9 protein-coding genes are annotated in these 11373 nt (G+C 69.8%); 5 read left to right on the forward strand and 4 right to left on the reverse strand.

Annotation, left to right across the window (positions count from 1 at the left end; all coding sequences use genetic code 11):
* Nucleotides 1–3: 3 nt before the first annotated feature.
* Together pta and V7053_RS00820 are read left to right on the forward strand one after the other, a co-directional pair.
* Nucleotides 4–2082, forward strand: a complete 2079-nt coding sequence (pta, locus tag V7053_RS00815; RefSeq protein WP_334170358.1) for a phosphate acetyltransferase — start codon at nt 4–6, stop codon at nt 2080–2082.
* Between the two features lie 23 nt (nt 2083–2105).
* The gene (locus V7053_RS00820; protein ID WP_334170359.1) at nt 2106–3272 is read left to right on the forward strand and encodes an acetate/propionate family kinase; all 1167 of its coding nucleotides are present in this window, start codon (nt 2106–2108) and stop codon (nt 3270–3272) included.
* A gap of 3 nt (nt 3273–3275) precedes the next feature.
* Here the strand turns inward: V7053_RS00820 and V7053_RS00825 are convergent, their stop codons facing one another.
* Together V7053_RS00825 and V7053_RS00830 are read right to left on the reverse strand one after the other, a co-directional pair.
* The gene (locus V7053_RS00825) at nt 3276–5450 is read right to left on the reverse strand and encodes a S9 family peptidase (protein WP_334170360.1); all 2175 of its coding nucleotides are present in this window, start codon (nt 5448–5450) and stop codon (nt 3276–3278) included.
* A gap of 100 nt (nt 5451–5550) precedes the next feature.
* Nucleotides 5551–6654, reverse strand: a complete 1104-nt coding sequence (locus V7053_RS00830; protein WP_334170361.1) for an LCP family protein — start codon at nt 6652–6654, stop codon at nt 5551–5553.
* Between the two features lie 90 nt (nt 6655–6744).
* Between V7053_RS00830 and V7053_RS00835 the strand changes: the two genes are divergently transcribed.
* The 3 genes from V7053_RS00835 (at nt 6745) to V7053_RS00845 (ending at nt 9939) form a co-directional block, all read left to right on the forward strand.
* Nucleotides 6745–7038: a PqqD family protein gene (locus V7053_RS00835; RefSeq protein ID WP_334170362.1), complete on the forward strand. Its 294-nt coding sequence runs from the start codon at nt 6745–6747 to the stop codon at nt 7036–7038.
* Entirely contained in the window at nt 7035–8252 is a 1218-nt protein-coding gene (locus tag V7053_RS00840) for an ATP-binding protein (protein ID WP_334170363.1), read from the forward strand. Before V7053_RS00835 ends, V7053_RS00840 begins: the two co-directional genes overlap by 4 nt.
* A gap of 115 nt (nt 8253–8367) precedes the next feature.
* On the forward strand, nt 8368–9939 hold the full coding sequence (locus V7053_RS00845) for a polysaccharide biosynthesis tyrosine autokinase (RefSeq protein WP_334170364.1): 1572 nt from the start codon (nt 8368–8370) through the stop codon (nt 9937–9939).
* On the opposite strand, the gene V7053_RS00850 is transcribed toward V7053_RS00845, so the two are convergent.
* Complete coding sequence (locus V7053_RS00850; protein ID WP_334170365.1) at nt 9879–10574, reverse strand: arsenate reductase/protein-tyrosine-phosphatase family protein; 696 nt, start codon at nt 10572–10574, stop codon at nt 9879–9881. The genes V7053_RS00845 and V7053_RS00850 overlap by 61 nt on opposite strands.
* A gap of 4 nt (nt 10575–10578) precedes the next feature.
* Complete coding sequence (lepB, locus tag V7053_RS00855; RefSeq protein WP_334170366.1) at nt 10579–11310, reverse strand: signal peptidase I; 732 nt, start codon at nt 11308–11310, stop codon at nt 10579–10581.
* Nucleotides 11311–11373: the final 63 nt, after the last annotated feature.

Raw genomic sequence — 11373 nt, forward strand, 5'->3', positions numbered from 1 at the left:
TCCATGTCCAAGGGGATCTACGTGAGCGCCACGACGCCAGGCTCGGGCAAGTCTCTCGTGGCGTTGGGCCTTGCGGAGGCCCTCCACAGCCACACTGACCGAATCGGATTCTTCAAGCCTGTTGTCGCGGGGGAGGACCCCGACGAGGATCCCATGGTGTCACTCATCCGGTCCCGCTACGGACTCAGCCCTGACGTGTGCCGTGGGGGTCTCACCGCCCGCGAGGTCCGGAAGTACCTCGCGGAGGGGCAGCGGGAAGAGATCGGCGCCCGGAGCGTGGACCTCTTCTCGGAGATTGCCTCGCGGTGCGACATCGTCATCGTCGAGGGCACAGACCTCACGGGCCAGGACTCGGCCGTCGAATTCGCGCTCAACGCGCGCCTCGCGAACGACCTCGGCTGCCCCATGGTCGCCGTCGTGACCGGGCGCGACCGGACCCCCGAGGAGATCGCGGACGCCGTCGACGTCGCCCGCAAGGAGCTCTACGCGGCACACTGCAGCCTTCTGATCATGATGGTCAACCGCGCCGACGCCGAACACCTCGACGAGATCTCGGCCGCGATCCGGCCAGGCCTCTCCCACAGACCGGTGTACGTCCTGCCGGAGATCGACGAGATCTCACGGCCGACGACGGGCGAGGTCTCGAGGGCGCTCGCGCTCCGCCAGATCGCGGGGAGCGCGGACATGGAGCGGGAAGTGCGGGGCGTCAAAGTCGCCGCGATGAGCGTCGCGAACTTCATCGGCGCCCTCGCGACCGGCGACCTCGTCATCGTCCCGGGGGACAGGGCCGACATCATGGTCGGTGCCCTCGCCTCGACCTTCTCGCCGGAATTCCCCGTCCCCTCCGCCATGATCCTCACGGGCGGCCTCTCGCCTGACGAGCACGTCCTCCCGCTCCTGGCCGCGGCGCCATTCCCCGTCTTCTCATATCCGGGCGACACCTACCATGCTGCGCGCGACGTCTCGTTGGTGCGCAGCGAGATCTGGTCGGGGCAGCGCCGCAAGGTCGCCTCAGCGCTCGGGGCCTGGGCGAAGAGGGTCGACGACGACGAGATCCTCGAGCGGCTCAACCTGCCCCGCCCCGAGACGATGACGCCGCTGCGCTTCCTCCACGAGCTCATCGGCCGCGCGCGGGCCGACAGGCGGCACATCGTCCTGCCGGAAGGGTCCGACGTCCGCATCCTGCGTGCGGCAGAGATCCTGCACCGGCGCGACGTGTGCGATCTGACCCTCCTCGGAAACGACGCACAGGTGCGCGAGATCGCGGGGGCCAACGGGGTCTCGCTCAACGGCCTCCGGATCATCGACCCAGCGACGAGCCCCCTGCGGGAGCGCTTCGCGCAGGAGTACGCCCGCCTGCGGGCGCATCGGGGGGTCGACGTGCCGCGGGCCCTCGAAGCCATGCTCGACGTGAGCTACTTCGGGACCATGATGGTCCAGCTCGGCATCGTCGACGGCATGGTCTCGGGCGCCGCCCACACGACAGCCCACACCATCCGTCCGGCCCTCGAGTTCGTCAAGACGCGGGCTGGGGTGAAGATTGTCTCCTCGGTGTTCTTCATGCTCCTGCCGGACCGCGTGCTGGTCTACGGCGACTGCGCCGTCAACCCGGAACCGGACGCGGAGGAACTGGCCGACATCGCCATCGCCTCGGCCGAGACGGGCTCCCAGTTCGGGGTCGAGCCCCGCATTGCGATGCTGAGCTACTCGACGGGAGGCTCGGGCGCGGGTGCGACCGTCGACAAGGTGCGGCGCGCAACCGAGCTGGTCCGGGCGCGTCGGCCTGATCTGGCGGTCGAAGGGCCGATCCAGTATGACGCCGCCGTCGACGCCTCGATTGCGGCGGCCAAGCTGCCCGGTTCGTACGTCGCGGGGCAGGCGACCGTCTTCATCTTCCCCGACCTCAACACCGGCAACAACACCTACAAGGCCGTCCAGCAGTCCGCCGGAGCCGTCGCCGTCGGCCCTGTCCTGCAGGGGCTCCGCAAGCCGGTCAACGACCTCTCGCGCGGCTGCACGGTCGAGGACATCGTCAACACGGTCGCGATCACGGCCGTCCAGGCACAGTCAAGCCACCGCTAGATCCAAACCCTCCGGGAGCCGCCATGCTCGTCCTCGTCATCAACTCGGGTTCATCGTCGCTCAAGTACCAGCTTCGCGATGTCGCGGCAGGGGAGGTCCTCGCAGAGGGGATGGTGGATCGGATCGGATTCCCCGAAGAGGGCGGCGAGCTCGAGGTCCCGGACCACGAGGCGGCGCTCGACCTCGTCGATGCTGCTCTCCACGAGGCCTTGGCGGGGCGCCGGATCGACGCCGTGGGGCACCGCGTGGTCCACGGGGGAGAGCGCTTCGGCGATCCGGTCCTCATCGACAACGAGATCACGCGCTCGATCGAGCGGCTCAACCCGCTCGCGCCCCTGCACAATCCCGCGAACGTCCTGGGAATCCGGGCCATTGCGGACAAATGGCCGGACGTCCCCCAAGTGGCCGTGTTCGACACGGCGTACCACCGCACCATTCCCGAACGGGCCTGGCGCTACGCCGTCCCCGACTGGCTCTACACGCGACACGGGATCCGCCGCTATGGCTTCCACGGGACATCGCACCAGTACGTGGCAGGGCGCGCCGCTGCGCTCCTGGGCATCGACCCGGCGGCGTTCGACGGCGTCGTCCTCCACCTCGGCAATGGGGCGTCGGCCACGGCCGTCCAAGGTGGTCGTTCGATCGACACCTCGATGGGCTTCACGCCGCTCGAGGGGCTCGTCATGGGCACCCGGTCGGGGGATGTCGACCCGTCGATCCTCGTCTTCCTCGGGCGCCTGGGGATGACCCCGGACGAGATCGACGATCTGCTCAACCGTGAGTCGGGCCTCAAGGCGCTCGGCGGCTCCAACGACATGCGGACGCTGGTCGAGTCCGCCGAGCGGGGTGACGCCAAGGCCCGGCGGGCCCTGGACGTCGCTTCCTACCGGCTCGCCAAGTACGTCGGCGCCTACCACGTCGCTGTCGGAGGCGCGAGGGCCATCGTGTTCACGGCCGGGATCGGGGAGAACTCCTCCGTCTTCAGGGGGCTCGTGGCCGAGCGGCTCGGCGCGCTGGGCGTCGTCTTGGACGCGGCCGCGAATGCTGCTCGCTCGTCCGAGCCGAGGGCCGTCTCGGCGGCCGAGTCGGCCATCCCGGTCCTCGTCGTGCCCACCGACGAAGAACGCGCGATTGCCGAGGCCACGGCGGCCGTCGTCACCGCCGCCGTGGGCGGCCAGATGCCGCGCTGAAGGCTAGGCGATCGGCTCGCGGGCCCCGAGCCCGTCCGCGATGAACGCGTAGTCCCATGCGCGGTCCTTCCACTCCTCGTACCGTCCCGAGGCGCCGCCGTGCCCGGCGACCATCTCGGTCTTGAGCACGATCGGCTGCCCGCTCGTCGAGGCCTCCCGCAGCGCCTGCACCCACTTCGCCGGCTCGACGTACAGCACTCGCGTGTCGTTGAAGGAGGTCACCGCCGCGACCCGGGGGTAGGGGGCCGGGCGCACGTTCTCGTACGGCGTGTACGACTTCATGTATGCGTACACCTCCGGATCCTCGATCGGGTTGCCCCACTCCTCCCACTCGAGGGCCGAGAGCGGCAGCTCGGGGTTGAGGATCGTCGTGAGGGCGTCCACGAACGGGACCTCCGCGACGGCCACGGCGTACTTCTCGGGCGCGAGGTTGAGCACGGCCCCGATCAGCAGGCCGCCCGCAGATCCTCCCATGCAGCCGATCCGGGCCGGATCTGCCCAGCCCGACGAGACGACCCAGTCCGTCGCGGCGACGAAGTCGCTGAACGTGTTCTTCTTGCGCAGCTTCTTGCCGTCCTCGTACCACCGGCGGCCGAGCTCGCCGCCGCCCCGGATGTGGGCGATCACGAACACGATGCCACGGTCGAGGAGGCTCAGCCGTGCGATCCCGAACGCAGGATCCATGCTGACCTCGTAGGAGCCGTAGCCGTAGACGAGGGCCGGGTTCGTCCCGTCTGGATGCACCGACGCGTGCCGCAGGATCGACAGCGGGACGTGAGCCCCGTCGTCGGCCGTGGCCCACGCGCGCTCGGCGACGTAGTCGCTGGGGTCGTAGCCCCCGAGCACGGGCGTCTCCTTCCGCAGGAGCAGTTCGCCGCTCGCCAGGACGTAGTCGTAGATCCGCGGTGGGGTGAAGAACGAGGTGTAGCGGACGCGCACGACGGGTGAGCGGTAGTCCGAGGAGCTTGCCGCGGCCGTGTAGAGCTCCTCGCCGAACGCGGGCTCCGCGAACGACGGCGCTCCGCCGCCCAGGACGTCGTCGAGCGTGGCGAAGCGGACGGTTTCGATCGTGTTGCGCCGCAGCGAGAGGAGGAGATGGGTCGAGGTGACGTCGGCGCCTTCGATCTTGACGGCGTCGTCGTGGTCGACGACGGTGCGCCACTCCTGCTCGGCCAGCGGCTTCGCGAACTCGGTGAGGGGCGCTACGGAGACCATGTTGTTGAAGGCCTGCCCCTTTCCCCTTCCCTCGCCGGAGCCCTCGGGACCGCCGTTGTGCACGAGCAGGACGTGGGCCGCGCCGCCGTGCTCGAAGACCTCGGCGCTGTGCAGAATGCGTTCGCCGCGGGGGACGAGGACGGTGAGCTCGGCTGCGGGGTCCATGAGGTCGAGGCACCGAGTCTCGCTGTACTCCGAGTTGCCGATGCTGACGAGCAGCCATCGGCGATCGGACGAGAGGTCGATCGACGTCCACTGCGCCACGTCGTCCTCCTCGTACAGCACCTCGTCCCGGTCGACGGGCGTGCCGAGCGTGTGGACACGGACCTGGAACGGCCGCCAGGACTCGTCTGCCACGACGTAGAAGAGGCGGCGTCCGTCGGGCGAGAACTCGAGTCCGTAGAAGACGCTATCGATCACTTCGGGGAGGTGCTCGCCCGTGCGCAGGTCCTTGATCCGCAGCGTGAACGTCTCGTCGCCCGTGTGGTCCACCGCGTACGCGTAGAGGTGCCCATCGCGAGTGAGCGCGGCCCCGCCCAGGGCGAAGAAGGGGTGCCCCTCCGCCTCGGCGTTCCCGTCCAGGAGCACCTGCTCGCCCTCGAGGGCGACCCCGGGGACCAGGGCGGGCGGCGTCCAGGTGTCGAGCTCCGCCTCCACGCGGCAGTAGACGGGATACTGGCTGCCCTCGACGGTGCGGGAGTAGTACCACCAGTCGTCGAGCCGGCTCGGGACCGAGAGGTCCGTTTCCTGGGTGCGGCGCTTGATCTCGTCGAAGATGGCGTCGCGGAGGGGCTGCTGATCCTCGGTGATGCGCTCGGTGTACGCGTTCTCCGCTTCGAGGTGCCCCACGACGTCCGGGCTGTCCTTGTCCCTCAGCCATTCGTACGGATCGACGAAGACGTCGCCGTGGCGCTCCCGGCGGGCAGGTACCTTGCGGGCGACAGGTGGCACATCAGCACTCATGTGTTCACCCTAGCGATTCGTGCTCTCCACGGAGTGCGGGCTTGCGCACCACTGATTTCTACTGATTTTTGGGGCGCGACCACTGAGACCGCCGCTGCGCTCAGTTGCCGTTTGCGAGACCGTTCGCGTCGACGTACTGGGGGACAGTGCCCTGCGCCATTGCCGTGGCGAGCGCCGCCGTGGCCGCTTGATTCACGAGCACGATCGATTGGCCGTCCGTCGACCAGCCCGTCCCGTTGGTCGGAAGCGTGAACGTGATGAGGTCCTTCGGCCGCACTTTGACGAGCTCAACCCCGAGGGAAGCCACGGCCGACGCAGTGAAGCCCGAATCAACCGTCAGATACGGCGAGAACTCGTTGACCACGTTGGCGAGCGTGACCGGATTCGCGAGCGTCTGCGGAGTGGCGATCTTCGAGGCGAGGGCCTTCATGAAGGTCTGCTGGTCCCGCACCCGCTGGTAGTCGCCGTCGGCGAACGCGTAGCGTTCGCGCACGAACGCGAGCGCCTGCTCGCCGTTCATCGTCTGCGGCCCGGCGTTGAAGTGGATGGTGGAGGTCTGGCCGGCTGTGAACGCCTTCGGGACGTTCACGGTCACGCCGCCGACGGCGTCGGTGAGCCCCTTGAACCCCGCGAAGTCCACGAAGACCACGTGGTCGAGGCGCTGCCCGAGCAGGGATTCGACGGTCTGCACCATGAGCGGCACGCCCCCGAACGCGAGTCCGGCGTTGATCTTGGCGGAGCCGTGACCGGGGATGGGGACCCAGAGGTCGCGCATGATCGAGATGACGTAGACCTGCTGCCGGTCCGCCGGGATGTGCACGAGCATCATCGTGTCGGAGCGCTGGTCGGACGGGGCACCGGACTCTGCGGTCGCGCCCGTTGCCCCGCGGCTGTCGGATCCGACGAGCAGGATGTTCACTGGGGTCTTGCCGTCCGTCCCCGGACGGGGTTCGGAAGGACGGGACGATTCCTCAGGGAACGCGTTGGGGATCTTCTTGGTGTTCGTATCGAAGCTCTGGGAGAGACTCCCGAGGTACACGATGGCGGCGACTGCCGCGAGCACGACGACGAGCAGCGCACCCAGCAGGACGGCCGCCGCCGTGCGCTTCCTCTTCCTCCGCGGCCGGGACCGACTCGCCGCCGAGGCTGACGTGCGGGAAGCATCGGGCGCTTGGACGGCGGGCTCACTGTCGTCGGTGGTCACGGTGCCTCCTTCTGTGGCCCGGGCGGTGGATACGATCAGTCTGCCCTGAGGGCTGGCTGGGAGCCGTTGGACGGTTCGCATGGAAGGGAAATGATGCCGATCTGGCACAGGAATGAGCTCGTCGCCGAGGTCCTCGGCGAGCAAGGCGAACGGGTCGCGCTGCTCAATCTGCGCGCGAATCGGCCCGTCGTCCTGAGGGGTTCGGCGGCGGTCATCTGGTCGCTCATCGACGGGGTGCGCTGTGACAGGGACATACTCGCCGCGCTGCGTGAAGAGTATGGGACCGAGGCCCCGCCAGATCTCGAGGTGCAGCTCGCTGCGTTCCTCTGCCAGCTCGCCGAGCTCGGGCTCGTCGAGCCGCCAGTGCCGGAGTCAGCGCCATGAGGCTCAGGATCCTCGGCGCCTCCCTCACGGTCGTCTTCGAGGGCCGCGTGAGCCCTGCCCAGCGGGCCTTGCTGCGCCGAGCCTGGTCGCGGTGCCTCGAGGACGGCGAGGGCACAGCGTCTGCTGAGAGGGGCGACGGCGACTGCACCGGCGGCGACAGCCCCGGCGGCGACGGCATCGGCGGCGACGGCATCGGCGGCGCTGTTCCGTTCCGTGCGCGCATCCTGACCGGTTCCGGCGTCGTCCCGGTCGCGGGGGGAACGTTTGCGCGCTTTGCCGCGGAGCTCACGAGCGCCCTGACCTTCGCAGCGATCGAGCGGCGCAGCGGCGAACTGCTCATGCTGCACGCTTCGGGCCTTGCAGATCCGGGCACGGGCCGCACCGTTGCGCTCGTGGGGCCCTCCGGAGTGGGCAAGACGACCGCGACCCGGGCACTCGCCAACGAGCTGGGCTACGTGAGCGACGAGACGGTCGGCGTCGAGCCGTCGGGCGCGGTCGTCCCGTACGCCAAGCCGCTCTCACTCATCGTCGAGGAGCCGCCCGCACCCAAACGCCAGCTCGGCCCGGACGAGCTCGGTCTCCGCAGGGCGCCCTCGGAGGGGAGGCTCGGCGCCGTCGTCCTGCTCGAGCGACGCGCAAGCCGACCTGGGGGGCGGGCGGAGGTGCGACGGCTCGGCCACGCGGAGGCGATCGTGGGCCTCGCGCCGCACACCTCGTCGATCGGAAAGCTGCGCGCCCCACTCCAGCAGCTCTGCCGGATGCTCGACGCGTGCGGCGGGGCCGTCCGGGCGGTCTACAGCGAGGCCGACGAGCTCGCGGGCCTCATCCCAGGCCTCCTCGCCCGGGCCGCCGTCGCGGGCGGGTGGGAACCCGCCGTCGTCCCCGACCGAAGGGCGGACGACGGCGCCCTCGCGCCAGTGGATCAGCCGCCAGCGATCCTGCCGCGCGGGTACCTGCGGCGGGGCGACGTCGTCGACGCCGTCGAGATCGCGATCCCCGATGGTGGGAGCGACCTGCTCGTCATGGTGGGCCAGCAGGTCGTCCGGCTCGGCGGCATCGCCCCGGCGATCTGGCGTGCGCTGCGCGCGCCGGCCCGGATCGAAGCCCTCGCGGAGCGGATTGCGCCGGAGGTCGGCCTCCCGCCCGGTTACGCCGGGGCGCTCTCCCACGCAGTCGAGGAACTCAGTAACTACGGGGTGCTCCTACGGAGCTGAGATCGGCGGGGTTTAGATGAACCTTGTGCAAAATTCACTCCCAGTCGACAAGACCGCGCCAGACAAGGCTGTGTCCGACCCCGCTGTGTCCGACCCCGCTGTGTCAGGCACCGCCGTGTCAGGCACCGCCGTGTCAGGCACCGCCGTGTTCGACCCAGCCGCGTTCGACCCCGCCGCGGACGGGCGGGGCATGGCCCTCGCGGACTACCTCTTGGTCGCCCGCAGGTATTGGCTCGGGATCCTGCTCTTCGTCGCCGTCGCCACGTCGGGGGCGTTCGGCTGGTACCTCGTGCAGCCTCGGGTCTACGAGGCCCAGTCGAACGGGATGGTCGTCACCGGCGGCTCGGATAACCTGAACCTCTCCCTCGCGGGGGACAACCTCTCGAAGTCCAAGGCGAAGAGCTACCGCTCGCTCGCCGAGTCGCTCCTCGTCGCCGAGCGCGTGGTCAAGGCACTCGGCATCAGTGCGTCCCCCCAAGCGGTCGCGGGCACCGTCAAGGTCGTGGTCCCGGTCGATTCTGCGGAGCTGCAGGTGACGGCGACTTCGTCGGACCCCGAGCAGGCCAAGGAAGTCGCGGATGCGTGGGTCTCGGCGCTCGCAGCGCAGGTCTACGAGATCGAGAAATCGATGTCGAGCGCGGGAGCGGAGCCCGCCACGAAGGTGGTGCCGCTTGCGAAGGCAACGGTCCCGACTGCGCCGGTCTCGCCGAACCTCCGGCTCGCCCTCGGTGCGGGGGCGGCGGGCGGCCTGGCGCTCGGACTCGGCTACGCCCTCGTGCGCAATCTGCTGGACCGCAGGATCAGGGCTGCTGCAGAGATCGAGCGGCGCTTCCGCGTGCCGGTCATCGGCACGCTCCCACGGGACAGGCGCCTTGTCAGCGAGACCCGCATCCTGGACGTCCACGGCACGGGTGCCGGGCACGCGATGGGCGAGGCGCTGCGAGAACTGCGGACGAATCTGCACTTCATCGACGTCGACAGTCCGCCGCGGGTGCTCCTCGTGACGAGTTCGCTGCCATCCGAAGGCAAGTCCACCGTCATTGGCAATCTTGCCGCAACCATCGCTGCCGCGGGTGAGGGCGTCATCGTCGTCGACGCAGACCTGCGCCGGCCGACGGCGCACCAGGTCTTCGGAGTGACGGGGGACGTGGGCGTGACGGACGTCCTCACGGGCCGAGCCACGATCGACGAGGTCCTGCAGGACTGGGGCCCGATGCCGCAGCTCAAGGTGCTCGCGGCAGGTCGCATCCCGCCGAACCCGTCGGAGCTGCTCGGCTCGCGCGCGATGCAGCACCTCCTCAAGGAGCTATCCCAACGGGCCGTCGTGCTCATCGACACTCCGCCGCTCCTGCCGGTCACCGACGCCGCGGTCCTCTCTCGCGCGGCGGACGGGACGCTCGTCGTCGCCCGCGCGCGGAAGACGACGACGGACGGCCTCCAGCGCGCGCTCGGGAACTTGGCGCGCGTGCGAGGACGGGTCCTCGGGGTCATCCTGAACTGCGTCGCCACCAAGGGACCGGACACGTACAGCTACGGCTACTACGGCGCGTACTCGAGCAGGCCCGAGCGGCGGAGGGGCCGGAACGGTGCGCGTACGAGCGCCAACAGCGGCTCAGAGGGCGGGGCTCAGGTCTCGCCTGCGCCTGAGCCTGTCCCGGCATTCAGGGGAAGGCGTTCGGCGAGCTGACGCCGTTCCGCCTCCCTCAGCATCGCTCGGCTCTCGCCCGGGGCGCCGCGGCGGCGCCGGCGGGGGAGAGCGGCCCGAATCAGGGCGCTGACCGGCGGGAGGAGCTCCTCGACCATGCGCTCGTATGCCGGGGCATCCAGCCCGAACGGATCGGCGACGTCATTGAGGGAAGGATCGTCGAGGCGGACTTCGTGGCGGATCCTGTTGCCGTCGGCCACGTACCGCCGCCACGCATCCGGCACGGTTTCGCGGGTCGAGGGCCCTGGCAGGATCTCGACGATGCGAGCGAACTCGCGCAGGGTGAACGTGCGTTTGAGGGCGGAGGGGGAGAGGGCGAGGACTGGGCTGCGGTGATCTTCGGCGAGGATCAGCACGAGGTCCGCCTCCGTGATGTGCCCCTGCGTGAGCTGCCGGGCTTCGAAGGCGTCGAGGCTCGAGCCGAGCCGGAGGGCGATCTCGGCCGATCTGGGATGGGCCGGCTGGCCCGCAAGCGCTCTGACGCCCGCGCTCGTGACGGCAAACACCCCTGGGGCGGCCTCGTCGAGGCCGGACTGGAGCAGGCGCTCGGCCAGCGGCGACCGGCAGATGTTCCCGGTGCAGACGGCGAGGATGCGGAAGGGGGTTCCGTCGCTCATCGCATCACGCTAGCACCCCTACCCGCCAGACTGGCCAGACCTTGAGTGTCACACGCCCGACCACCGCGGAAGCGGGGACGGTCCGCATGCAGGGCTCGGGCGGGGACTGGCTCCGGCAGGCCAACGTCGAGTCGGCGGACGCCGAGCGATGGTCCCCGAGGAGCACGAGTTCGCCCGATGGAACGGTGAAGGCGCTGAAGCAGCGGGCGGAGCGCGGCGTCGTCGTGCAGTCGAGCCGTCCGGGCACGAAGGGGAGGTTGAGCGTGACGTAGGGCTCGTCGATCCCATGGCCATTGCGCTCGAGGCGCCCCTCGGCGTCGCAGCACGCTATGGTCTGCCCGCCCTGCGCAGCGATCCGCTTGACGAGATAGCTCTGATTCGATGGGCCGATGCCGGTGAGGTCGCCGAAACCCCTGGCCAGAGCCGGAAGCGCACCGTCGCGGCGACCGCCCACGTCGTCGTCTGCCTTTCCGCCGTCCCATCCGGGAGGCCGGGCCACGACGACGACGTCGCCCACGTGGGGCGAGTTGCCGAGCAGCGTCGACAGGCGATCTGCCAGGATCCAGTCCCCACCGCTTGGGCTGCCGAGGAGAGTCGGTTCCATGGAGGCGGTGGGGACGCGATACAGCTTCACGAGGTAGGCCTGAACGAGCGAAACGACGAGGAGGGCCACGAGGGCGTGGGCGGCGAAGTGCAGCCAAGCGGGCACGCTTCTGCGCTGCGGGCGGGGAGTCATTCGCCGAAATTAGCAGCGACGCCCGCCACGGAGGACGGCACGGCGTGCTGTCTCGGTGGCCTC

The organism is Sinomonas sp., assembly GCF_036848755.1.
Lineage (GTDB): Bacteria > Actinomycetota > Actinomycetes > Actinomycetales > Micrococcaceae > Sinomonas.